General features: G+C 55.8%; 16 protein-coding genes and 2 pseudogenes. 11 read left to right on the forward strand and 7 right to left on the reverse strand.

The annotated features are described in order from the left end of the window. The first annotated feature begins 174 nt into the window (after nucleotides 1–174). The 5 genes from guaB (at nucleotide 175) to P3T23_RS21585 (ending at nucleotide 8636) form a co-directional block, all read left to right on the forward strand. Complete coding sequence (gene guaB / locus P3T23_RS21565) at nucleotides 175–1635, forward strand: IMP dehydrogenase (protein ID WP_429318150.1); 1461 nt, start codon at nucleotides 175–177, stop codon at nucleotides 1633–1635. Nucleotides 1636–1641: 6 nt separating this feature from the next. Further along, nucleotides 1642–2364: a hypothetical protein gene (locus P3T23_RS21570; RefSeq protein ID WP_429318151.1), complete on the forward strand. Its 723-nt coding sequence runs from the start codon at nucleotides 1642–1644 to the stop codon at nucleotides 2362–2364. 218 nt (nucleotides 2365–2582) lie between these two features. Next, entirely contained in the window at nucleotides 2583–4166 is a 1584-nt protein-coding gene (gene guaA / locus P3T23_RS21575; RefSeq protein ID WP_429318152.1) for a glutamine-hydrolyzing GMP synthase, read from the forward strand. A 510-nt stretch (nucleotides 4167–4676) separates the two neighbouring features. Then, the gene (locus P3T23_RS21580) at nucleotides 4677–5456 is read left to right on the forward strand and encodes a DUF6387 family protein (protein WP_429318153.1); all 780 of its coding nucleotides are present in this window, start codon (nucleotides 4677–4679) and stop codon (nucleotides 5454–5456) included. Between the two features lie 255 nt (nucleotides 5457–5711). Beyond that, on the forward strand, nucleotides 5712–8636 hold the full coding sequence (locus tag P3T23_RS21585) for a DUF927 domain-containing protein (RefSeq protein WP_429318154.1): 2925 nt from the start codon (nucleotides 5712–5714) through the stop codon (nucleotides 8634–8636). A gap of 42 nt (nucleotides 8637–8678) precedes the next feature. Here the strand turns inward: P3T23_RS21585 and P3T23_RS21590 are convergent, their stop codons facing one another. From P3T23_RS21590 to P3T23_RS21615, 6 genes and pseudogenes are all read right to left on the reverse strand, one after another. Further along, nucleotides 8679–9029: a hypothetical protein gene (locus tag P3T23_RS21590; RefSeq protein WP_429318155.1), complete on the reverse strand. Its 351-nt coding sequence runs from the start codon at nucleotides 9027–9029 to the stop codon at nucleotides 8679–8681. A gap of 54 nt (nucleotides 9030–9083) precedes the next feature. After that, a pseudogene (locus P3T23_RS21595) lies at nucleotides 9084–9275 on the reverse strand (DUF3293 domain-containing protein); the annotation flags it as partial. 7 nt (nucleotides 9276–9282) lie between these two features. Continuing rightward, on the reverse strand, nucleotides 9283–10323 hold the full coding sequence (locus P3T23_RS21600) for a hypothetical protein (protein WP_429318156.1): 1041 nt from the start codon (nucleotides 10321–10323) through the stop codon (nucleotides 9283–9285). A gap of 8 nt (nucleotides 10324–10331) precedes the next feature. Further along, nucleotides 10332–11579, reverse strand: a complete 1248-nt coding sequence (locus tag P3T23_RS21605; RefSeq protein ID WP_429318157.1) for an MBL fold metallo-hydrolase — start codon at nucleotides 11577–11579, stop codon at nucleotides 10332–10334. 283 nt (nucleotides 11580–11862) lie between these two features. Continuing rightward, nucleotides 11863–12531 carry a 3'-5' exonuclease gene (locus P3T23_RS21610; protein ID WP_429318158.1) on the reverse strand — a complete coding sequence of 223 codons (669 nt, stop codon included), beginning with the start codon at nucleotides 12529–12531 and terminating at the stop codon, nucleotides 11863–11865. Between the two features lie 56 nt (nucleotides 12532–12587). After that, complete coding sequence (locus P3T23_RS21615) at nucleotides 12588–12971, reverse strand: hypothetical protein (protein WP_429318159.1); 384 nt, start codon at nucleotides 12969–12971, stop codon at nucleotides 12588–12590. Nucleotides 12972–13240: 269 nt separating this feature from the next. On the opposite strand from P3T23_RS21615, the gene P3T23_RS21620 reads away from it, so the two are divergent. The 6 genes from P3T23_RS21620 to P3T23_RS21645 all read left to right on the forward strand — a co-directional run bounded on the left by P3T23_RS21620 (nucleotide 13241) and on the right by P3T23_RS21645 (nucleotide 23130). Continuing rightward, nucleotides 13241–14797, forward strand: coding sequence for a type I restriction-modification system subunit M (locus P3T23_RS21620; protein WP_429318160.1), 1557 nt, complete (start codon nucleotides 13241–13243; stop codon nucleotides 14795–14797). Further along, nucleotides 14787–16148 (forward strand): restriction endonuclease subunit S, encoded by a 1362-nt coding sequence (locus P3T23_RS21625; protein ID WP_429318161.1) that lies wholly within the window; start codon nucleotides 14787–14789, stop codon nucleotides 16146–16148. The genes P3T23_RS21620 and P3T23_RS21625 overlap by 11 nt, the downstream gene beginning before the upstream one ends. Before the next feature lie 33 nt (nucleotides 16149–16181). After that, on the forward strand, nucleotides 16182–19262 hold the full coding sequence (locus tag P3T23_RS21630; protein WP_429318162.1) for a type I restriction endonuclease subunit R: 3081 nt from the start codon (nucleotides 16182–16184) through the stop codon (nucleotides 19260–19262). Nucleotides 19263–19646: 384 nt separating this feature from the next. Next, on the forward strand, nucleotides 19647–20852 hold the full coding sequence (locus tag P3T23_RS21635; protein WP_429318163.1) for a hypothetical protein: 1206 nt from the start codon (nucleotides 19647–19649) through the stop codon (nucleotides 20850–20852). After that, nucleotides 20849–21304, forward strand: coding sequence for a three component ABC system middle component (locus P3T23_RS21640; protein ID WP_429318164.1), 456 nt, complete (start codon nucleotides 20849–20851; stop codon nucleotides 21302–21304). Before P3T23_RS21635 ends, P3T23_RS21640 begins: the two co-directional genes overlap by 4 nt. Further along, entirely contained in the window at nucleotides 21301–23130 is a 1830-nt protein-coding gene (locus P3T23_RS21645) for a DUF3732 domain-containing protein (RefSeq protein WP_429318165.1), read from the forward strand. Before P3T23_RS21640 ends, P3T23_RS21645 begins: the two co-directional genes overlap by 4 nt. A gap of 396 nt (nucleotides 23131–23526) precedes the next feature. On the opposite strand, the pseudogene P3T23_RS21650 reads toward P3T23_RS21645, so the two are convergent. Next, nucleotides 23527–24425, reverse strand: a pseudogene (locus P3T23_RS21650) (hydrolase or metal-binding protein). Between the last annotated feature and the right edge of the window lie 12 nt (nucleotides 24426–24437).

Raw genomic sequence — 24437 nt, forward strand, 5'->3', positions numbered from 1 at the left:
TGTGCACCCGAACGCGCAAACGAAACCGGATCGAAAGCGACCTGAACCGCGAACCGAAATTGACCGGTCCCGGAACCCCGAAAAAATCTTCGAAAATTCGCTAAGCTGCTGTTCGCGCAGTGAAAACCGGGGAGGTATCGCGTATAATTCGCTTTTGCGCCTATAGGATTTGCCATGCGTCTGATCCAAAAAGCACTCACGTTCGATGACGTGCTCCTCGTCCCGGCTTTCTCCGACGTTTTGCCGCGCGACACCAGCCTCAAGACCCGGCTGACCCGTAATATTTCCCTGAACATGCCCCTCGTGTCCGCTGCCATGGATACGGTCACCGAAGCTCGCCTCGCTATCGCAATGGCGCAGATGGGTGGTGTTGGCATCATTCACAAGAATTTCACGCCCGCCGAACAGGCTCGCGAAGTCGCCAAGGTCAAGCGTTTCGAGTCGGGCGTCGTGCGCGATCCGATCACGGTTCCGCCACAGATGAAGGTTCGCGACGTGATCGCGCTGTCGCGGCAGCATGGCATTTCGGGCTTTCCGGTCGTCGAAGGTGCACAGCTGGTCGGCATTGTCACGAATCGCGACCTGCGTTTCGAGGAGCGTCTGGACGATCCGGTCCGCACGATCATGACGCCGCGCGAACGCCTCGTGACGGTCAAGGAAGGCACGCCGCTCGCCGAAGCCAAGGCGCTGATGCACAGCCACCGTCTGGAACGCGTGCTGGTCATCAACGATTCGTTTGAACTGCGGGGCCTGATGACCGTCAAGGACATCACCAAGCAGACCGAGCACCCGGACGCCTGCAAGGACGAACACGGCAAGCTGCGCGCAGGCGCTGCGGTCGGCGTCGGGGCGGACAACGAAGAGCGCGTGGAACTGCTGGTGCAGGCCGGCGTCGACGTGATCGTCGTCGATACGGCGCATGGTCACAGCAAGGGTGTGCTGGAGCGCGTCCGCTGGGTCAAGAAGAACTTCCCGCATGTCGAGGTGATCGGCGGCAACATCGCCACGGCGGATGCCGCGAAGGCGCTCGTCGAATACGGCGCGGACGGCGTCAAGGTCGGTATCGGCCCGGGGTCGATCTGCACGACGCGCATCGTTGCAGGTGTCGGCGTGCCGCAGATCAGTGCAATCGCGAACGTGTCGGATGCGCTCAAGGGCTCTGGCGTGCCGGTCGTCGCCGATGGCGGCGTGCGTTTCTCGGGGGACGTCAGCAAGGCGCTGGCCGCCGGCGCGAACGCCGTGATGATGGGCAGCATGTTCGCCGGCACCGAAGAAGCGCCGGGCGACGTGTTCCTGTATCAGGGCCGCCAGTACAAGTCGTACCGCGGCATGGGCTCGGTGGGCGCGATGAAGGACGGCGCCGCCGATCGCTACTTCCAGGACAACTCCGCGAACATCGACAAGCTCGTGCCGGAAGGCATCGAAGGCCGCGTCGCGTACAAGGGCACGGTCAACGCGATCCTGTTCCAGCTGATCGGCGGCGTCCGCGCCAGCATGGGCTACTGCGGCTGCCGTACGATCGACGAAATGCACGACAAGGCGTCGTTCGTGGAAATCACGTCGGCGGGCATGCGCGAGTCGCACGTGCACGATGTGCAGATCACGAAGGAAGCCCCCAACTACCACGTGGACTAATCGCCAATGAAGCCATTGCTGCGCGTTGTACTCGTCATCGATGCGTTGCTGCTGTTCGCATTCGGGCTGCTGTTTCTGCTGACGCCCTGGACGTCGCTGTACAACGCGCTGCAACTGGCGCAGGTTGAGCCTGCGCTGGTCGGGCAGGGCTTCGGGATTGCGCTGCTGGGTCTCGCGTGGCTCGCGCTGCATGCGTCGATCGACGGTGCAATGACTCGGGCTGTCGCCCGGACGGTCGGCCACGTCAACTGGCTGACGGGCGTCCTGATGCTGGTCTGGCTGGTTGCTTTGCGTTCGCCTTCGCTGAGTGCTTTCGGGCAGCTGGTTGGCGCGGTGGTCGCCGTGGCGCTCGTGCTGTTCGGCCTGGGTGGCGTGCGGCTTGCTGCGGCGGTGCGGCGGCGCGAGAAGGTGCAGGCCGCCGGGGCCGGGGCGACCGGGCGCGAACAGAAGCAGGCTGAGAAGGCCGAAAAGGCTGAACCGCAGACCGCGAAGGCGCGCGAGGCTAATGTCTACCAGACGGAGCCTGTGATGAAGGTTTCACCTCCGGTGATTCCCGCAACGGGCCGCCGGGTCGAGCCGGACTTCACGGCGGCGCACCAGCCTGGCGTCGTCACGGCCGAGACCCGGACTGTCGAGACGCGCACGACGCAGCCCCACACCGCAGCCGACGAAGCGCGCGACGCCGCGGCCGATTCGCCCGGCGCGCCGCGGCCTCCGTTCCATGGGTGACCGGCGAACGTTCGCGCCACCTGCCGACGCTCCCGCATTCTGCCTGCCCGTTTTGCCAGACCTGCGAGTTCCAGCCGTCGCGACGCCTGCCTGGAGCTGCGTTGACGGCTGTTCCAGAGTCGCCCTGCCGCGCGCCGCTTGTTGCCGGCTTTTGAATTCACAGCCGCGCTTCCTGCGCGGCTTTCCCTATCCGTTCACTTTTGATTCCGTCCGCTGCCATGCATGACAAGATCCTGATTCTCGACTTCGGTTCGCAAGTCACCCAACTGATCGCACGACGCATCCGCGAGGCGCACGTGCTGTCGGAAATTCACCCGTACGACGTTAGCGACGAATTCATCCGCGAATTCGCGCCGAAGGGCGTGATCCTGTCGGGCGGCCCGAATTCGGTTGTCGACGCCGACACGCCGCGCGCCCCGCAAGCCGTGTTCGAACTCGGTGTGCCGGTGCTGGGTATCTGCTACGGCATGCAGACGATGGCCGAGCAGCTCGGCGGCAAGGTGGACAGCGGCCACGTGCGTGAATTCGGTTATGCCGAAGTGCGCGCACGCAACCATACGAGCTTCCTCGAAGGCATCGAGGACTTCCGCACCGACGAAGGTCACGGCATGCTGAAGGTCTGGATGAGCCACGGCGACAAGGTGCTGGAAATGCCGCCGGGGTTCAGGTTGATGGCGTCGACGGAATCGTGCCCGGTGGCCGCGATGGCCGACGAGGCACGTCATTTCTACGGTTTGCAGTGGCACCCGGAAGTCACCCACACGGTGCAGGGCCGCGCGATGCTCGAGCGTTTCGTGCTCGGCATCTGTAGCGCGAAGCCGGACTGGGAGATGGGCCACTACGTCGACGAAGCCGTTGAAAAGATCCGCGAGCAGGTGGGCAGCGAACATGTGATTCTGGGGTTGTCGGGCGGTGTGGATTCGTCCGTGGCGGCGGCGCTGCTGCATCGCGCAATCGGCGACCAGCTGACCTGCGTGTTTGTCGATCACGGCCTGCTGCGTCTCAATGAAGCAGAGCAGGTGATGGCGACGTTCGCCGATCACCTCGGCGTGAAGGTGATTCACGTCGATGCGAGCGAAGCGTTCCTGTCGAAGCTGGCTGGGGTGACGGATCCGGAAGCGAAGCGCAAGATCATCGGTGCCGAATTCGTCGAAGTGTTCCAGGCCGAAGCGGCGAAGCTCACCGACGCGAAGTGGCTGGCGCAGGGCACGATCTATCCGGACGTTATCGAGTCGGCAGGCAAGGGCAAGAAGGCGGCGCACACGATCAAGAGCCACCACAACGTCGGCGGCCTGCCTGAGACGCTGAATCTGAAGCTGCTCGAGCCGCTGCGCGAACTGTTCAAGGACGAAGTGCGCGAACTGGGTGTGAAGCTCGGCCTGCCGCCGGCGATGGTGTATCGCCATCCGTTCCCGGGCCCGGGCCTCGGCGTGCGGATTCTCGGCGAAGTGCGGCGCGATTTCGCGGACCTGCTGCGTCGCGCGGACGCCATTTTCATCGAAACGCTGCGCACCTTCATCGACAAGGAAACCGGCAAGTCCTGGTACGACCTGACGAGCCAGGCGTTTGCGGTGTTTCTGCCGGTGAAGAGCGTTGGCGTGATGGGCGATGGGCGCACCTACGAATATGTCGTCGCGCTGCGCGCGGTGCAGACGCTCGACTTCATGACGGCGCATTGGGCGCATCTGCCGCATGAACTGCTCGGGCACGTGTCGAACCGGATCATCAACGAGGTTCGCGGGATCAACCGGGTCGTCTACGACATTTCCGGGAAACCGCCAGCTACGATCGAGTGGGAGTGAAAACCCCTGTTAAATCAGGGGTTTAATCCGCTCTCGCAGCTGTGCATTCGCTGATGTTGCGGTAGTTCGTGACCGGGCTCCTGATTCAGTTCGTCCGCTGTCCAGGCTCATTTTGGACAGGATTTGGACAAGAAACGGCTTGGCAGTTGCGAAGTCGTTTCGCATTATAGGTCACAGGGCGATGCGAAAAGGTAGGTGACGCGGCGCACCTTGTCGGGGAAAACTGCGGATCCGAGGATGGCGTGCTTTGTGCCTCAAAGCTGTGAATCGCACTAAGACCATTCTCGAGATCCATCTGTCGGTCAAAATTTGCGACACAACAGGTCGATTCCAAGCCGCAGCAAAGGCGATAGCGATCTGACCAGAATCGCTTCCCGCCCCGGTCATGACATCATCGCCACGACTCCGCTGGACCCACACCCGTCCGCCGGTAGCATCAATTATGGCACGGCAGTACTGACCTCTAACCGCCTCTTACTCCTCATGGGCCGCACACCAAAGAACCGCTTGATGAGCCTGGACGAGTTTCGTTGGCTCGATCGCCGTAATTACATGCCGCTCGAGACCGGTGATTTGCATCTTTGGTCGACCGTGCTACTTGATAGGGTTGAACTCACCAGGTTCCTGAACGCGGGAGAACAACAATTCGTTGTCGAGCAATTCGAAAAACTGCAGGCCGCGCCACTCACGCCGTTGGGTTTTAACATCGCGGTCCGAAAATCACACCCGGCCAGTCAGGGCAGCGTCAAGCTGCTCACCGCTGGCAATCACTTCGCCCTAACCGATTCACTATCGCTTACTTGCGATAGCACGGCTGGCGGTTCGCAAGACCGGGCGGACGACAAGAGCGTCATTGATTACTCATCAAGCGTTGACGAAGCCGTGCAGCAGCACGATCACACGTGGCGCCGCTACGCCCACCTCCAAGTCGATCTCCATGCGACGGACCAAGTTCTGGAGGACGACTTCAGGCGCTGGCTCACGACGTGGAGAACTCGTGCCCCACACGAAAATCCGTTCGGGAACACACTGCAACAGAAAGCGGCCAAGTGGGGCACACGCGGTGTGGTGCCATACTTTGATATGCAGATGCTCGCCCGCCTGAGGGACAAACACATCCCCCGACCGGTGGTGACCGCGAGGCTGACTCGTCGTGTTCAGACCTCCCGAGGGGAACAATCGGAAGCACCGTCCAAAAGCGCACTCGACGAATTGCGCATGGACCTACCTCGCATTTTCAACAGCGTCACGGTGCACACCTTTCTGAATGCGCTATCCGTAAAGAGCTGAGCGCCGTGCCCGACACCCAAATGACCGGAAAAATCAGGTAGGCGTTCTGCCTGTCGAATTCATCTCGTCGAATCCCTAAAGTTCTCAGTTCGTAGCGCATCGCTGTGAACTCTTAACAAGGAAATAGACAATGATGAACATTAGTACCTGTCCCAGAGCTGCCGCTGCCGTTCCGCAGCTGAAGAATCAACTGAATTATCTCCCGAGATGGTCAAGCATCGGGAATATCCCGTGCGGTTTGGCTGGGGAACTCGAATGAGCGACATCATCATCCCGGCGATCAACCAAACGGTCTTTCCCCATGACGAGTCTGTCACGCTGAAGGACCTTCAGGACCTCACCGCTGCCATCCCGTCGGTGCCCTTCAAGCAAATCGCCGCCGTTGCGCTTGAACACTTCGACGAGGTTGTCGATATCCTTGGCATAGAAGGCGAGTGCCGAGGCAGGGAATTCGTTGCCTACAATCCGCGTCGTGATGACTGTGAGCTTGGGTCGTTCTCGATCAACACGGAGACGGGCGTCTTCGCTGATTTCGCCTGCGACGACGAATGCAAAGGCGGTGATCTGATCGCCCTCGCTGCTTACGTCTGGGATTGTGGCATGACGGCAGCCGCGAAGCGTTTGTTGGACGAACTCCAGAAACGGCAGGTCGAGATGCCGTCGAAGGCGGATGACGTTCCGGTGCTTCGTAAGCCGGTTGTTCATCAGGCGGCTCACAACGAGCTCATGTCCCCGATTCCCGAAGGGAGCCCGGAGCTTGATGCTCGCCAGTTCGTGCCTCGTGGTTCGATCCTCGAGGATCGATACGACTACGTCGACGCGAACGGTCGCCTGTGCTTTGTCCAGTTGCGCCTGCGTCAGGCTGACGAAAAGAAAACCTTCTGCACGTTGCAGGTCAAGCGTCGGGGGGATGGCTCGCTGCACTGGACTGGTGGTATGCCGCACGGCCTGCGCCCGCTCTTCGGCTTGAGGGATTTGGTCGAGGGTGATCAGGTCGTGCCGGTGTTCGTCGTCGAAGGCGAAAAGGCGGCTCTCGCTCTGCGAGGGCTGGGGCCGATGGTGGTTGTGACGTCTGCGGGCGGTGCGAAGGCTGCGGCCAAGACCGATTGGTCCCCGCTTGCAGGGCGTCCGGTTGCGATCTGGCCCGACAACGACGAGGCTGGCCTCAGATATCAGGACCAGGTGATCGAACTGATTCGTGCGACAGGTCCGTCTACCCAGATCAAGGTCGTCGACGCCGAAAGGGTTATTCGCAGCCTTTGCGAACTTCAGGGCTGGGCGTATGACGAGAAGGCCGATGAGCTGAAAGGGTGGGACGTTGCCGATGTCGCTCAGTCTGGTATTGCCGCGAACGTCATTGCAGATTGGGTGAAGAACTCGGTGGTCGACGTGCCTGTCCCGCTCGGGAACGATGGGCAGGCGAGGCAGATCGTTACGGTTGGGGGCGGGGATCCGGTGACTTGGGCGCCGGGGAGGGGCTATACCGTGGACGATGAAGGTGTGACGGTGTGGAAGTATCAGAAGGGCGAATTGGTGCCTGTGAATGTGTCTTCCCGTGTCGAGATCCTCCGACAGCTTCGGGATAACGGAAGCTCCGGGTGGAGCCTCGAACTGCGCTTGCATAAGCCCGACGGCGAGCAGCAAACTATCATCGTGCGGCGGGCGATGCTGTCCGATACCAAGGCTTTTCGGGAGACCTTTAACGATCTCGGCGTGATCGTTTATAACTGGGCCGAGTTTCATGACTACCTTGCTCATGCCGTCACCCGCGACACGCATGATCTGGTACGTAGCGTGGGCTGGAACGGCGCTCTCTACGTACAGGCGAATCGTGTGTACGGGCACGGGGCAGAAACTGTGGCTCTCGACCCGGACGCTCCGGCATGCGCTGCGTTTGAGCAGCGTGGTACGCTTCAAGAGTGGAATGCGCAGATTGGCCGGCACTGCGAAAGAAATTCCCGTCTTATGCTCGCCGTGTGCCTGTCGCTGGCGGCACTGCTTCTGCATTTGCTTGGTATCGAGGCTGGTGGGTTCCATCTGGTCGGGCCAAGCAGCGTGGGCAAGACTACGGCGATGCGGCTTGCTGCATCCGTCTTGGGTCGTGTAATGGGACTCATTCGTTCGTGGCGCTCTACGTCGAATGGTCTCGAAGCTGTTGCGGCAAGCTTGAACGACTGCGTTCTGTTGTTGGACGAGATGAACCAGGCGACGCCTCTGGAGGCTGGAGAGGCCGTCTATATGCTTGGTAACGGGCAAGGGAAGGTTCGCATGACTCGTACCGGGGCAGGCGGTCGCCTCTATCAATGGCGGCTTCTTTTCATGTCGACTGGAGAGATTCCGTTGCAGCAACACATCGAGTCAGTGGGTAAGAAGGGGCGAGCTGGTATGGACGTTCGCCTGCTGAATATACCGGCTGATGCGGGGCGCAACTTCGGGCTGTTCGAGTCGCTGGACGGGTTCGTGAACAGCAGGGCCTTGGCCGATCATCTCAACGCAGCAACCAGTGAGGTTTACGGCGTGGCTGGCGATCGGTGGCTGACGTTTCTGACGGACAAGGTTTCGGACGGACGGTACCAGGCGTTCTGCGCCGAACTGAAACAGCGGCTCTGTGAGCTTGAGTCCCAGTTTCAGGTTGATGGCGGCGGACAGGTGACGCGGGCGGCCCGGCGTTTCGCATTGCTGGCGCTGGCTGGAGAACTTGCCGTTGAGGCTGGCATCGGAGGCTGGGCTAGCGGCTCGCCCACCTCGATGATGAAGCGCTGCTTTGACGCGTGGATTCGAGAACGTGGTGGTACCGAGGCCGCCGAGGAAACGCAGGCATTGCAGCAGGTTCAGCAATTTTTCGAGCAGCATGGACAGTCCGCCTTCCAGCGGATCGTTCGAGGCGTCGGCAGTGAATTGGACGAGTGGCGGACGGTCGTCAACCGGGCCGGGTACGTTGATGTCGAAGAAGGGGTCTTCTATGTCCTGCCTGAAGCATTCCGGAATCGGCTTTGCGATGGGCTGGACCATAAGTTCGTGGCGGAAGTGCTGAGGGGGCATGGATTGTTGCTTGGCGGTACAAGCAGTACGGTCCGGGTACCGGGTGTAGGCTCGATTCGAGCATGGAAGATCAGCAGCCGGATCGTCGGATACTCCCCGCAACCGTCGGCATACGACGATGGGACGCAGGCAGCGTAACGGGTAAGGGTGTGACGGCTGTGACGGGGCTGTTACGCCCCATTATTTGGAAAAGTCCTTGTCAATAAAGGGTTGTGACAAGGTGACGAATGTGACCTGCCCAAAATTCAATGCCAAGTCTCCGGGAAGTGGGGCGGCCAAGGCAGGCAGTAGCCATCTGTCTTCCCGACGCCCTTTAAGTTTGTATTGTTCGTCTGTCACATCTGTCACATTGTCACATCGCATGCTTGGCAAGGTTTTTTTCGCTTCTGTTGTTGTCACGCTGCCGTCTTGGCTGTCACGGCAGAGGCGCATTATTGATAAGGTGAGGGATGAGCTTTCGAGGGGCGAAACGTTGCTTGGGATCTCCCGCATTGGGTTGGTACGGAATCCGAAGAAATTCGTAGATTCCAAATATGGTCTTCCTCGGCAGCTAGTGACGGACATCGCACGCATCCGTGAGGATTCTTACCGCAACAGCACCAAATCCGGCACGGCATCAGCCCCGCACCAGACAATCGCATTCTGTTCGTATCGTTCGCCAAGTTCCTTTGCAGCCTCTAACGAAATTCCGGGCACCAGAAAGTTCGGTTCGGCCCACTCGCTGGCTGGGCGCTGCCCGATGCCATCAATGAACCGCAGGCCGAGTTGCGTCAGCTCACATCGGCTAGGCGCTCGCATCATGTAATGCAGAACCTTCGGCCCGCTGATACTTCCATACCTCTGTGCCCGGCGGCAAGTGGCCGTCGAGGCGAATTCCTGCCGGGTCACCCATCGCTATAACGCGGCTCTCCGACAGGCCACCCTCAAGCCTCTCGAGGTGGATCTTCCAGCCCGCATGGGTTTTCTGCGCCTGGTCGAAGCCGAATACCAGCAAGCGAGGCTGCAAGGCGATATAGAGCTTTTCGGGATGATAGGCAACGAACTCAAGAAGCTCTCGCCTTGCCGAGAATGAATCCCCGCCGCCCTTGTGAGACGTGTTGCTCACAGGAAGTATCTCAAGCAGATCTTGACAATGATTCCGGTACGCTTCGGCGATTTCCACCCTACGGCGACTGATCTCCTCCTCATACTTGCGCATCTGGTTGAGGACAGGTACGTCTTTCGGCTCGCTCGAACGCAACTCCACGTTGCCGTAATCCTTCGCCTCGTAGAACGCCAGCGCCACACCGTCCTCATGTCTATGGGCGGCAATCAGGTCAATCCTTGGGATCTTCGATTTTTCTTCGCCACCGTCGGGCGGCGTACCAAACGCAACCTCAAGGTCAATCACATTGGGATTCCGGGCTAGTATTTTCGCAATACCTGACTTTTCCACGCCCGAGAAATTCTTGCTCGCTCGTTTCAAACTAGCCAGGTCGTTGAGGTCATGAAAGAAGTCGCTTAGACGCAAGTTACTGACGTCCCCGTTGCCCAACTTGCCGTCGTGAGTCATCTTCCAATATGCGTTCGCCAGTTCGGGGCGCAACAAATACTTGTAGTGAACCTCTCCGACCAACTGACCATCTGACGATGCTATGAGCCGCACTAGGCTGTTGCCTTTGTAGTAGACGTTCAGATAGCCGTCACGGGGTGCAACGAATAATTCTGGATCACTGACCATTGCCCTCCACCAGGCAGGCACGTTGTCTGATGTGAGGGCTGCCTTAAGTTGCGGCGACATGGCTCGACGAAAAATACTGCCTTTGGGGGCTTTGATTTTGTTCATTGCGATCCTCAAACATTCCACCATTCGCCATCGGCGTGCGGTTCTACGTTGTCAAATAACTGCGGATACAACTCGGGCTTGAAGCTGTGAATTGGAACGACTCGCTTCGGCGCAAGCGCCTCCACGAACGTCTTCAGATCTTTGGGTGAAGCGTGCCCCGACGTGTGGACGCTGACGCGGGGAATACTATGCGACTCCACCCATATGCGCAGGTTGTCGTACATCCCGAGGTCCCAGTACCCCTCCCATTGCGAGTAGACGTAACGGGCATCCGCAAGGCACTCGCCACGTTCGAGGTCTTTACGATGTAATGGCCTGAAGAGGAGAGCGTACTTTCCCGGATCAACTTTCAAGTCCGACACAAAGACTCGGTTTTTCGAGTGCCTCGCCAAGAGTTCAAACAGACTGTTCTTCTTGATATGCAACCGTTGCGCCTCGGGAACGAACAGGGCCATGTCCTTCCAGTCCGATTGGGGAAGGTTGGTATTTCCTGTCGCTTCCAGCACGGCGGCGGCGTACAGGTCGATCACCAACGTGCGTCCAGTCTTTCGAGCTGCACGAAAAATGGAAACGAGGCGATCCACGTTCTGCGCCGACGTGTGAACTAGAGCCAGCCCCCTGGTTTCCCGAAACGTATCTGCCAGTTGGGCCTCGACGCCGCCCTCCGTTGGAAAGACATCCTCGGCTCCAAGCCTGCTGAGCGATGAACCCTCCACAAGAAGCGCATCTATATCAGGCGGCGCATTCGCTACGATTTTCTCGAACAATCCGGACTTTCGTCCGTGACCACGGAAGTCGCCGCTATAGAACAGCCGCTTTCCCTCTGCCTCGATCAGCAATGCATAGGCGTCGTAAGCCGAATGGTCGACGAGGTACGGCGTCACCCGGAACGGGCCAACCTCGAATGTCCTCCCCGATTCATAATCCCAGCCCGGAACCGGAATCGGCCAGTCGCCCGGAACAAAATCGGACGCCGCCTTCAACATCCGTCGGGCAGCGGGCCCCAGACCGACTTTTACGTTTTGCGAGACATGTGCGAGTAACCCGTAGTGGTCAAGATGCGGATGAGAGATCAGGATGCCGAGGAGCGACGGATCCGTGCCGTCCAACCCCTCGATGACTGGCAGATGCACGCGATCTTTGCTTTCCGCATCAAGCGGCAAGCCGAGATCAATCACGAGACGCTGCCCGCTGACTTCAAGTTCAACGCAGCTTCCGCCGATTTGCTTGCTTCCCCGATGAATACAGACGCGCATGTTATGAGTGAAGAGTGGACCAGACTCTAGATTCGAAATCGAGGCCGCCGAATTTACACATCATCGCATTTTATTTTTCTATCGCCCATGAAGCCCCATAGAGTTCTCAAATAAGCCGGTATTCTCTGTAGCGATGGTCAGATAGTAATAACCCGCAGCAGCTATGACATGCATTCCATTGTGCCCAGGTTTCCGCTACGTTGGGGGCGTTGCCGGCTCTGACTCGGGCATGTGTTTGGCCACCACGACGTCATTCCGTGAGGCCTAGCCTTGCTTTCCCGAATCAGTTTTCGTCTGCGCAAGAACGCGGCTTACTATGACTTGCCGCTTGGTCGGAGCGGGGGCCTCCATTTAGCGAGCGCAGGAGTGTCGGAACCTTAGCCTTACTGGTAGCCTGCACACGTGCGATGAGCGCGTGATCGACTAGGCTCAGTCCGTAGGTTTGGGCAATATCGTCTTGTAGTCGGTGCCACAGGTGACTGGTCATCTCAGCGTCGACCATCGCCCTGTGCGCACGCCCGGACTTGGGCAATCGCAGCATCTCCGCCAGGCTTGATAACCGGTGGCTTTGAGCGTGTGGGTAGATACGTCTTGATGCGAGCATCGTACATGCAAAGGAATGATCTGCGGACATCCGCAGAAGCGCCAGCTCAGCTTGCCAAAACCTGCGGTCAAAGCCAGCGTTGTGAGCCACGACTGGATGTTTGCCGACGAACAGGGCTGCTTCACGCATTACCTTCGACACGGAAGGTGCCGACGCAATCATCTCGTTAGTGATGCCCGTCAGATTCACGACATCGGATGGGATACGTCTGCCTGCGTTCATCAAACTCTGGTAACGGGCGACTATTTGCCCGTCACGCAAAAGAATGACAGCAATTTCCGTGGCTCGGTCGCCCTGAGCCGGTGAGAGTCCCGTTGTTTCAAAGTCCAGAACCGCAACGGTCTGCATGTTTGTTCCCTTCGTAAATCAACAGCCCAACCTGCGGCGATCAGCTCGTCAACGGATTACTTTGCTCGCTTTCCCAGTGAAGGCAGCCCCCCGCTCACCGTTCGTATGAAAACGGAACGTGCTTGCCCCGGAGAGTCGTCCGGAAAGACGGGGACCTTTTTCATAGTCCGCAAGACCTGTTGGACATCGTCAACCGCGTTTACGCCACTTACCGCAACGTCAGACTGGGTTCGGCAAACCACAAGGTCAGCTTTCTCGAACCATGCAACAACCGCCTCCCGATCTAATTCGGGAACGGTTCGTAAAAGCTCGTTTGCTGGTCCAAAGTCCTTCTTCAAATGTGCGTATGCAGCCGACTGAAGCAAGCCCTCGGCGAGCAGGCGCTCATAGTCTTTGAAGGCTTCTTTAATGTCGGAAATTTCCTTGGAAAGACCTTTCATCGACGTGTCCTTTTAAAAAACGAGGGTAAACACGGAACGAATTACTCGATATACATCGTTCGAATCTCATGGCGAAGCCTCGAATTCCCGGTATACCGACGATTTGGCCATGCTTTGCGTTTCGATATGGACCTTCTGGCACGCAACTCCCGTCCACGGCAAACCGTTCCGCAACTTTAGCAGCGTGGTTACGGAACCCGTAGGCGATACGTTTCAGCCGTTAAGCGTCATAATGACGCCCATCTGACATTCCCCTGAACATTCTACCGATGATCGAAGACATCCGAAAAACGCTGTGGGCCACCGCCGACAAGCTCAGGGCCAACATGGACGCCGCCGAGTACAAGCACATCGTGCTCGGTCTCATTTTCGTCAAATACATTTCAGACGCCTTTCAGGGGCGACGTGACGAACTGGGCCGCCGCTTCCTTGACCCGAACGACGAGTACTTCCTGCCGGACAGCGACACCGAACTTCTCGCCTCGGAGCTCGACGATCGAGACTATTACAGGGAGGTCAATGCTTTCTGGGTGCCCGAGGCTGCCCGTTGGGAAAGTTTGCGTGCTCAGGCCAAGCAGGCCGACATTGGCAAGCGCATTGATGAAGCACTGTCGGCTATTGAGGCAGAAAACCCGAAGCTGAAGGGGATCCTCGACAAGCGCTACGCCCGAGCACAGTTACCCGACGGGAAACTCGGTGAGCTTGTCGACCTCATTTCGAAGATCGGTTTCGGCAACGATGCGAGTATCGCCCGAGACATTCTCGGCCAGGTCTATGAATACTTCCTCGGCCAGTTCGCCAGCGCCGAAGGCAAGAAAGGCGGCCAGTTTTACACGCCGGCCAGCATCGTCAAGACATTGGTAGCCGTGCTCGCTCCCCATCATGGCAAGGTCTATGACCCATGCTGTGGGTCTGGCGGTATGTTCGTTCAGTCCGAGAAGTTCATCGAAGCGCACGGTGGAAAGCTTGGCGACGTGTCCATCTATGGCCAGGAATCGAACCCGACCACTTGGCGTCTGGCGGCGATGAATCTGGCCATTCGTGGTATCGACTTCAACCTGGGCAAGGAACCGGCAGACACCTTCACCCGCAATCAGCACAGCGATCTTCGTGCCGACTTCGTTCTTGCCAATCCGCCGTTCAACGTTTCGGAGTGGTGGCATGGAAGCCTCGAAGGCGATCCACGCTGGGTCTACGGTACACCGCCGCAGGGCAATGCCAACTACGCTTGGTTGCAGCACATGCTGCATCACCTGAAACCGACGGGCCGTGCAGGTATCGTGCTGGCGAACGGCTCGATGAGCTCCAGCCAGAACAGCGAAGGCGAAATTCGGGCAGCGATGGTCGAGGCCGATGTGGTCGAGTGCATGGTGGCGTTGCCCGGCCAGTTGTTCTTCAACACGCAGATCCCTGCCTGCCTCTGGTTCCTCGCCAAGCAAAAGACCACCCGCAAGGGCGAGGTGCTGTTCATCGACGCTCGCAAGCTTGGCCAGTCGGTGAGCCGTGTGCAGATCGAGCTGACAGACGAGGACATCGCCAAGATCGCCGACACCGTTTATGCATGGCGTGGCGATGCGGAAGCGAAAACGACCTACGCAGACGTACCCGGATTCTGTCGCAGTGTGAGCTTGGCGGAAATCGCTGAGCATGGGCATGTGCTGACGCCTGGTCGTTACGTCGGTGCGGAAGAGGTTGAGGACGACGACGAGGCCTTCGCCGAGAAGATGCAGAAGCTGACCGAGAAGCTGGGGGAGCAGATGGCCAAGGGGGCTGAGCTCGACGCGCTTATTCGGCAGAAGCTGGGGGGGCTCGGGTATGAGTTTTAATTTACCTGCGCTTCCGGACGGCTGGATGTACGAAAGCCTTGATGCCTGCGTTGTGAATAGATCAGTTAGTTATGGTGTAGTCCAACCGGGAACCGCACAAAGCGAAGGTGTCCCAATAGTACGAGTGAACAATTTTCGAGACGGTCGGATCGATCTGACTGATTTGATGAAAATTTCACCAGCCATCGAAGCGAAATACGCCCGGACTCGACTGAAGGGCGGAGAGGTCTTGGTGACGCTTGTTGGATCGGTTGGACAGGTGGCGATTGCGTCAAGAGAGCTGTCGGGCTTCAACGTTGCGAGGGCAGTGAGTGTCGTTCAACCGATCTCGGAAATCGGCCCGGAATGGATTTCGCTGTGCTTGCGTTCGCCCTTGTCTCAGCATCTACTAAATAGTCGGGCAAATACGACCGTACAAACAACGATCAACCTGAAGGACCTCAAGGCTCTGCCAATTCCGATTCCCCCGGAGAATGAACGAGCGCAGATTGCCGAAATGGTGTTCGCCCTCGACGACCGCATCGCCCTGCTTCGTGAAACCAACGCCACCCTCGAAGCCATCGCCCAAGCGCTATTCAAGTCTTGGTTCATCGACTTCGACCCCGTGCGTGCCAAGGCAGAAGGCCGTGAGCCTGAAGGGCTGGACGCGGATTCGGCTGCGCTGTTCCCGGATGGTTTTGATGAGTCGGAGCTGGGGTTGGTGCCAAGGGAATGGACCGTATCGACGCTGTTCGAGCATATCCGAGCAGAACGCGGCTTGAGTTACAAGGGTGCCGGCTTGTGCTCCCCTGATGAGGGGCGGCCAATGCATAACCTGAACTCGGTATACGAGGGGGGCGGTTACAAGTATCCTGGCATCAAATTCTACAGGGGAGATTTTAAAGAGCGACATGTGGCGCACGCCGGAGACATCATTGTTACGAATACAGAACAGGGCCATCAGCATCGTCTTATTGGCTTCCCTGCTATTGTGCCGGAGAGGTATGACACCGGTATTTTTTCGCACCACCTGTACCGCCTGACGATTCGGCCTGAAAGCCCCCTTACACCGCATGTTCTCTATTATCTGCTGATGTCGCCAGCCGTTCGGGAGCAAGTAATCGGCTGTGCCAACGGAAGTACGGTAAATATGCTGAAGATCGAGGGTATGGAAATTCCTCGCTTTGTTTGTGCACCAGCGCCTGTTGCAAGAGCGTTTGAAGACATGACTGTATCAATGCGCAAGCAGGCTGAGCTAAACGTCACACGCGCCGAATCACTTGCAGAGGTCCGAGAAACGCTGCTACCCCGACTAATCTCCGGCCAGCTTCGCATCCCCGAAGTTGAAGCGTTGCTGGAAGACGCGGCGTAAAGAGCACCTAAAACGACGGGGCCGTGAGAATCCATGACCGAAGACCAACTAGAACAAGAAGCGCTCGACTGGCTCACCGAAGCCGGTTACACGCAACTCTACGGCCCTGATATCGCCTCCGACGGCGACTCGCCTGAACGAAGCGACTATCGGCAAGTGCTTCTGACAGATCGGCTGCGCAATGCGATCAATCGGCTGAACCCGGGTATTCCTCAATCAGCAAGGGAAGATGCGCTGCGGCAGGTCCTGAACCTCGACACACCGGTTCTACTGTCTGCCAATCGTATCTTCCACAATCTGCTAGTCAACGGTGTTCCCGTCGAATACCCGAAGGACGGCGAGAACCGTGGCGACTTCGTGAAGCTCATCGACTTCAGCGACGTTTCCGCCAACGAGTGTCTGGCGATCAACCAGTTCACGATCAAAGGCCCGAAACACACCCGCCGGCCCGACATCATCCTGTTCGTGAACGGTTTGCCACTGGTCCTGCTGGAGTTGAAAAACCCCGCTGACGAAAACGCCGACATCTGGAAGGCTTACGACCAGATTCAGACGTACAAGGCACAGACTCCCGACGTCTTCCAGTACAACGAGATCCTGGTGATTTCCGATGGTAGTGAAGCACGGATGGGGTCCCTCTCGGCCAACTCGGAACGTTTTCTCGCATGGCGCACCATTGATGGCGTAACGCTGGATCCGCTCGGTCAGTTCAACGAGCTCGAAACCCTGATCCGGGGTGTCCTTGCGCCGACATACCTGCTGGATTTCCTTCGTTTCTTTGTCTTGTTCGAGGACGACGGTGGCCTCGTCAAGAAGATCGCCGGATACCATCAGTTTCATGCTGTCCGTGCCGCTATCGCCCAGGTCGTAGCAGCGTCAAGACCGGGCGGCAGTCAGAAGGGCGGCGTCGTCTGGCATACCCAAGGCAGCGGGAAGAGCATCACGATGACCTGTTTTGCGGCTCGGGTTATGCGGGAAACGGCGATGGAGAATCCGACCATCGTCGTCATCACCGATCGGAACGATCTCGACGGTCAACTGTTTGGCGTGTTTTCGCTTGCGCATGATTTGCTTCGTGAGGAGCCTGTGCAGGCTGGGACACGGCAGGACTTGCGAGCCAAGCTGGCGAACCGTCCTTCTGGCGGCATCGTGTTTGCAACGATCCAGAAGTTCATGCCGGGCGAAGACGAAGACATCTTCCCGGTACTCTCCGATCGAACCAATATCGTTGTGATCGCTGACGAAGCGCATCGCACCCAATACGGGTTCGAAGCGAAGTTCAAGGGCGACAACAAAGGCTATCAGGTCGGCTACGCCCAGCATTTGCGAGATGCACTGCCGAACGCCACGTTCGTTGCCTTTACCGGGACCCCCGTTTCGAAGGAAGACCGTGACACCCGTGCCGTCTTCGGCGATTACATCCACGTCTACGACATGCAGCAGGCCCGAGATGATGGGGCCACTGTTGCCATTTACTATGAATCTCGCCTCGCCAAACTCGGGCTGAAGGAAGAATTACTGCCCGACATCGATGAGGAAGTTGACGAGCTCGCCGAAGACGAAGAAGACGATGAGCGGTCCAAGCTGAAAACCCGTTGGGCTGCGCTCGAAAAGGTAGTAGGTGCTGAGCCTAGGATTGAGAGCGTTGCCGCGGATCTCGTTGGGCACTTCGAGGAGCGTGACAAGGCCCAACCCGGCAAGGCAATGGTTGTCGCCATGAGCCGGGAGATCTGCGTTCACCTATACGACGAGATCGTGAAGCTGCGTCCGGAATGGCATGATCCGGATCCCGAAAAAGGGGCGATCAAGATCATCATGACGGGCTCGGCGTCCGACAAGGCGTTGCTCCGGCCACACATCTATTCGAAGCAAGTCAAAAAGCGACTGGAGAAACGCTTCAAGGACCCTGCCGACCCATTGCGTATCGTGATCGTGCGTGACATGTGGTTGACGGGTTTTGATGCACCATGCGTCCACACCCTGTATGTCGACAAGCCGATGAAGGGGCATAACCTGATGCAGGCAATCGCACGGGTCAATCGGGTATTCAAGGACAAGCAAGGCGGATTGGTGGTCGACTACATCGGCATCGCCAATGATCTGAAACAGGCGCTGAAAGAATATACGGCCAGCAACGGTCGGGGCCGACCTACCGTCGATGCTCACGAGGCCTATGCCGTGCTCGAAGAGAAGCTCGACGTCCTGCGATCCATGCTACACGGCTTCGACTACAGCAATTTCCTGATCGGCGGTCACAAGCTGCTGGCGGGTGCTGCGAACTTCGTGCTGGGTCAGAAGGACGGCAAGAAGCGCTTCGCTGATGTGGCCTTGGCGATGAGCAAGGCTTTCACGCTGTGCTGCACGCTTGACGAGGCGAAGGCGGTGCGGGAAGAGGTCGCCTTCTTCCAGGCGGTGAAGGTGTTGCTGACCAAGCGGGACATCGTCCAGAAAAAGCGCACGGACGAGGAACGGGAGTTGGCGATCCGGCAAATCATCGGGTCGGCGGTGGTGTCCGAGGACGTTGTGGACATCTTCGAGTCGGTCGGTCTTGATAAGCCGAACATTGGGATCCTTGACGACGACTTCCTGGCCGAGGTTCAGAACCTTCCTGAGAAAAACCTCGCTGTCGAACTGCTGGAACGTCTGTTGGAGGGTGAGATCAAGAGCCGCTTTGGCGGGAACGTCGTGCAGGGGAAAAAATTCTCCGAGTTGCTCGCCAATGTCATCACCCGCTATCAGAACCGTTCAATCGAGACCGCACAGGTCATGGAAGAGCTGATCGAGATGGCGAAGAAGTTTCGGGAAGCGGCAAGCCGTGGCGACCAGCTTGGTCTGAACGAGGACGAACTTCGTTTCTACGATGCTCTCGCCAACAACGAAGCATCGGTCCGACTGCTGGGTGACGAAACGCTGAAGAAGATCGCCCATGAGCTGACCGAGAGCCTGCGCCAGAACGTGAGCGTCGATTGGGAGAAGCGTGAGAGCGTGCGGGCGAAGCTGCGGCTGATGGTGAAGCGGATCCTGCGGAAATACAAGTACCCTCCGGACCAACAGGAAGAGGCTGTGCAGACGGTGCTGCAACAGGCCGAGTTGTTGGCTGTGGAGTGGGCGTAAGCATTTATTTGCGTGCTCAACGGGGAACAGATCGCCGGGAGTGATGGTGTCGATTGTCGATGAAAGAAAAATAAGCCACGTACGGTCGAAGGCGATGTCGGAACCTGACGGCGTTTCTGCGAGTGTCCATGAAGGTGGTTACATGAACGTCACTTTGATAGACGGGTCGCCGAGAATCAGGATAGGATGGGTACAGTTTGCCTGTTTTGGCGTGTCGGGCTACGCTCAAGTCCCATCAAATTCATCCCCCAAGCTCAGAAAGCCGACGATTTGGCTATACTTCAGGTCATGAGTGAAGTATCAAAGTAATCGTCGATTCAATTTCGAGAAACACAAGAGCGTTAGGTATTGACGCGGCGACCTTATCTGCCAGCCAGGTTGTACATGAGCCATCTCGACAGCACCGCAGCTGATAAAAAATCAATAGGTTTTGATTTTCAGGACCTGGTCTTAATACATAAGCTACTTTGGCTAGAGGAAGGTGGTAGGGTAGGCTTGGAAATTTATGATGACATCCATGTCGAAAGTATTATGGATGGAATTAGCTTAATTCAAGTCAAGCATAGTCTTTTAGGGGGGAATGTCGCTGAGCGTGACATCGATCTCTGGAAAACCCTATACAATTGGTACAAGGCCATTCCCGAGCTTCCTGAAGGCAAAGCAATTAGCTTTGTATTATATACAAACAAAGGGTTAGGTAATCAAAGCTTTATCGATCTTCTAAAAAGTCCGAAAATTAACAAGGACGCAATTATTTCGTCGATTAAAGAAATATTGGCTGACATCAAAGAAAAGGACCTAAAAAAGAAGGGCGATAAGGGGAAAGATTTTTCTCCGAATAAAATTTTAAAATATGTGCAAGAGTTGGCTTCGGCGAACCCGAAGGACATCCACTATATTCTGGATCGTTTTGAATTTCATGCAGATCAGGGAAGTATTATTGGCTTGATCAATTCCAGGCTGGAATTTTTTGCCATTCCTATCGAGCGAATTGATGATGCTCGAAACCATCTCATTGGTGCGTTCGAGACATTCAAGTTTGAAACCATTAAAGAATCAAAGAAAGTCGAAATTGACTACGAAACGTTCAGAATTGAAATGGGATTCAATAGAATATTGCGACTCGCATGCCAACTTGAAGCTGACTTTGACTTGTATTATGAGCGGTACGGCGAGCTAGATACGACCGAGCTTTCGTTTCTTAACAGTACCTTCAGTGAGCAACTCAGTGATCTCGGTGTTTCCACCGTGGACATATTTGATCATGGCATTGAAATGGTCGTGACCGAAAATCTCCTTGCAGAATTGAAAAAAGGAGGCACGTTCAGTGACGCTGAAAACCGACGAATTGAAACACAAGCTACTCTCGCTTGGAAATCTGTCCACAAGAGTACGCATCAAGATATTGACGCTGATGAAGCCCTTCACATCCAAGCGGCGAAAACATGCTACCAACAATCGTTGGGTAAGTCCCTAAGTTTAAATAGGCATGCCCTGCCTGAAGAAGTATGCAAAGGAAAATTCATAAAGCTATCTGATGCTCCATCCATTGGCTGGCGGAAAGATTGGGAGAAGAGGTATAAGAAGTGAGATCTTTAATTGATAATGAGGTTCTCGGAAGCATCGCAATTCAAGAGGTTCTACGATACTGCCCAGAACAAAAAATTACCCTACCCAATTCTCTTTTGGTGTTGCCATTGCTTTTTAATAAAAGAATACGAGCAACACTAAAAAACAAAAACACGAAAATCATTGGGTGTAAAGACTTTATTCTTTCGCACCCTAACGACTTGCTAGGTGTTCGGACGTTATATCAGGATCTTATAATTACGTCGCTAAATAGCCAGATACTCGCTATCGAATTGGGTATTGCAAGCTTGGCCGGCGGGTATCTTGAGCTTGGAAGTGTAATCTATTCAGGAATTGACGCGAAGGAGTACGGATCAATAGCGGCTGATATTTCGCTGGCAGCACCAAATACGTCAAAAATCCTCCGGGAAGATCCTGTCGAACTTTATGGAAATTTTAGGATTCCAGTATGAACGCAATACAGATTGTCAACATTTTGCTATGGCAAAAAAATGGGATCCTCAGAAATTTGGAGCTCAAGGAAAACCATGTCAACGTTATTACTGGGGATTCCGGGAAAGGGAAGTCTTCCATCCTACATATCATAGATTACTGCCTGCTCTCAAGCGAGGCTAAAGGAATTTCAAAGGCCAATATTGATTCTAAAGTAAATTGGTATGGTCTTCGCTTGAAGATCAATGATAATGCAATCACAGTTGCAAGACCGTCTCAAGAGAATATCAGCGAAAGCTATGCCTTTTATAGCGAAAACGGTTTGATTCCGGAAGCTCCAAGCTTTAACATAAAGATCGATCATCTTAAAAGGATTATTAACACTGCATTCGGTATCGATTCCGATCTTCGAGTTCCATATGGTGGAAAATACATCAGGGCAGGCTCGAGAGTATCATTTAGAAACTTTCTTGGTCATTGCTACCAGGATCAAACCACTATTGCCTCACCTGAGTATTTGTATATAAAGCCTAGCGACAATAGGTTCCAGGAAGGCATTCAGCGTACCTTTCGAATGGCGCTCGGTATAGAAAGCGCTAAAACATCACTTATTAAAGCAAAGCTAGGCGAGTTGGAGCAGAAGAAAGCTGCGATAATCAAAAAGCTTGAGGCATTCGACAAAAAACGGCTAGTATTCTCGGATGAAATATCGTCCCTTGCGCTTGAGGCTCAAGATATGGGGCTGCTTGAGGACGTGCCAGCCTCTTCTGATCTCGCACTTACAGCGCTCAAAGGCCTCATAGCATCAGTCGATCGGCCCGCCCCGAACATTGCCGAACTTGAAGACATTGAGAGAAGAATTTTTTCAATCAGGGCAAAAAATAAAAAATACTCCGACTTTTTAAATGTAAAGAATTTGTATACGTTAGAGGCCAAATTGGCGGAAGACGCTTTAAAGCCGATCGATGCTATTAACGCCAATCCTAATCTCATATTTCCATCCGGGTTTGCGAACGACCTTATCTCGCACCTTCAGTCTGAATTAACCAGCACGCGGAAAAAGCTGCAAACCAAGAAGTTTGCTCCTTTTTTTGGGGAGGTTGAGGAGATGATAAAAAGCAACAGTGAAGAAATAAATTCTCTGGAGGCAAGGGCTGCTGCTCTAAAGAGTGGAAGTATTAACCGAGCCACTCCGAGGGATTATTTCAGATATTTGGGGCGCCTCGAGGCAAAGGTGGCTTTATACGCCTCCGAAGTCAACTCTCCTCCAGAGATTGACGAAGAGGAGCTCGATCAGCAAATCACTCAACTCCGAGGGGAGCTAGAGGATGACAATGTACGTGTAGAAATGGTTAAGCGCCAATTAGATGATTTTATCAACGAAAAAATTGTTCGCTTGAAGCTTAAAGGTTACGACGATTTTAAGGCTTATTTCAGTGAGTCCGAGAAACTTATTCACCTATACTCAAGAAATCTCGACATGTTTGAAAAAATGCCGGATATAGGCAGTGCGTCGAATTACCTTTACTTGCATCTTGCTTATTTTCTTTCCATTCACCAGATTGCTAAGTTGCGGGGCACGACTTGGATGCCGTCGTTTCTTGTGCTTGATCAGCCAAGCACGCCGTATTTCACTACATCAGGTGCGCCGACGGATGACATAAAGAGTCTCGATGCCGTTTTGGTTGAAATGGATAGTTTTGTGAAAAGCATGGACTCTTATGGGGGCTTCCAAGTAATATTGCTTGAGCATATAGAAGAGTCTCACTGGCAACAACTGGCGCTAGAACGATTTCACTTGGTTGATCGAGAACTTCGTGGCGACTATGGCCTTATACTTGATTAGTTATTGATGAATCGGTCTGGAATTTTTTTGAATCTATGGATTCTAATTTTGGCAAAAAATTCTCCAGTACTCACCCATCAGTAAACCCCGAAGAGACACGGGGTAGATGTGGCCTAAACGAATAACGGGAGTTGTGTGATTGTCGATCCACTAGCCGAGACAGGACATGAATCGCAGAGCCGGAGTTACGACTGCCTCGTTTTAGCGGTCCATTCTCACAAACTTTAATCGCAATCGATCCCAGCTAAAAAAGCCCTCACGTCGGTGAGAGCTAAGGAGCGAATCAGCGCCCTAGAATACAGCTCAGCAACTTGTGTCCCAGCCACAACCATACCAAACCAACGACGATCAGCAGAAATGGTGCAACGACAAGCAGCAGAATCGCCTGAATGAAGATCATGACGCGCCTCCAGCCAGGGTCGCCGCCTTGCGTTCGAGCTTGTCCCTCAGTCTGTTGCCGGTAACACCGCTGGCAGCTCCGGCCCCAGTCTCACCCGCACCCTCGGCCTCCGGGTAGAATTCCTCGACTACCGCTTGCGTGTCTTCGCCCGCCTCCTCGAAAGCGCCATTGCCGAAGCCTTGCCATGCCGCTTCATCGAGCGCAGCCTGATCGAAGCCGGAAGCCTTGCGCTGGCTGTCCAATTCCCGCGCCCGGGCAATGGCGTCCTCCAGCGTCAGCCCCGACTGTACGACGAGATCGACGTAGTAGATGGCGGAGCGATAGCTTTGCGTCGTAGACTTCCCTCTCAGCTTCAATTCCAGCGGCATCGTCGCCAACAGTCCACCGGAAACAGCGCTGAAGTAGTGAAGCCGAGCAGCGAGTGTCCGGATCGAATTGAACGAAGTCGTGCGGAAGATGAATGAACCTAGCTCGTCCTCGTCGCCGATCACGACATTCAGCCGACCGTAGGGCTTGCAGCTACCGTTACTGTACAGACAACCATCCGGCGACGGACACGGTAATGAGACGACGCCGTCGTCCGTGACACGCTTGCAGCTTTCGCCATTGCCGACGCAAACGGGCCTTCCATTTTGCCGGTCGAAGAGCGAATAGTCCGCTCGCAGGTTCAAATCGGGGTCGTTGAAGAGCACTCGAACTGAAGTTTGCCACTGCCGTTTGCCTGTCGAAGCGCTTCGTCGAACGGATGAAGCACCCACTCGCCCCGACACTGAACCTGTGTCGAGATCGTGAATTGATCGTCCTTCTGGGGCAGGCGCTTTCCGTCCCTCTCCACGACACGACCGATCGAGATACGTCCGATCACTGGTGGCGTGATCGCCAATCCTTTTAGCATGATTTTCTCCTT

It is taken from the genome of Paraburkholderia sp. GAS448 (assembly GCF_050435685.1).
Lineage (GTDB): Bacteria > Pseudomonadota > Gammaproteobacteria > Burkholderiales > Burkholderiaceae > Paraburkholderia.

Bases quoted from the DNA above. Each gene is read 5' to 3' on its own strand.
- P3T23_RS21635 (WP_429318163.1), top strand. From the start codon at position 19,647: ATGAGCCATCTCGACAGCACCGCAGCTGATAAAAAATCAATAGGTTTT.
- P3T23_RS21600 (WP_429318156.1), bottom strand. From the start codon at position 10,323: ATGAACAAAATCAAAGCCCCCAAAGGCAGTATTTTTCGTCGAGCCATG.
- guaB (WP_429318150.1), top strand. From the start codon at position 175: ATGCGTCTGATCCAAAAAGCACTCACGTTCGATGACGTGCTCCTCGTC.
- P3T23_RS21605 (WP_429318157.1), bottom strand. From the start codon at position 11,579: ATGCGCGTCTGTATTCATCGGGGAAGCAAGCAAATCGGCGGAAGCTGC.
- P3T23_RS21620 (WP_429318160.1), top strand. From the start codon at position 13,241: ATGATCGAAGACATCCGAAAAACGCTGTGGGCCACCGCCGACAAGCTC.
- P3T23_RS21645 (WP_429318165.1), top strand. From the start codon at position 21,301: ATGAACGCAATACAGATTGTCAACATTTTGCTATGGCAAAAAAATGGG.
- P3T23_RS21630 (WP_429318162.1), top strand. From the start codon at position 16,182: ATGACCGAAGACCAACTAGAACAAGAAGCGCTCGACTGGCTCACCGAA.
- P3T23_RS21610 (WP_429318158.1), bottom strand. From the start codon at position 12,531: ATGCAGACCGTTGCGGTTCTGGACTTTGAAACAACGGGACTCTCACCG.
- P3T23_RS21570 (WP_429318151.1), top strand. From the start codon at position 1,642: ATGAAGCCATTGCTGCGCGTTGTACTCGTCATCGATGCGTTGCTGCTG.
- P3T23_RS21580 (WP_429318153.1), top strand. From the start codon at position 4,677: ATGAGCCTGGACGAGTTTCGTTGGCTCGATCGCCGTAATTACATGCCG.
- guaA (WP_429318152.1), top strand. From the start codon at position 2,583: ATGCATGACAAGATCCTGATTCTCGACTTCGGTTCGCAAGTCACCCAA.
- P3T23_RS21625 (WP_429318161.1), top strand. From the start codon at position 14,787: ATGAGTTTTAATTTACCTGCGCTTCCGGACGGCTGGATGTACGAAAGC.
- P3T23_RS21615 (WP_429318159.1), bottom strand. From the start codon at position 12,971: ATGAAAGGTCTTTCCAAGGAAATTTCCGACATTAAAGAAGCCTTCAAA.
- P3T23_RS21585 (WP_429318154.1), top strand. From the start codon at position 5,712: ATGAGCGACATCATCATCCCGGCGATCAACCAAACGGTCTTTCCCCAT.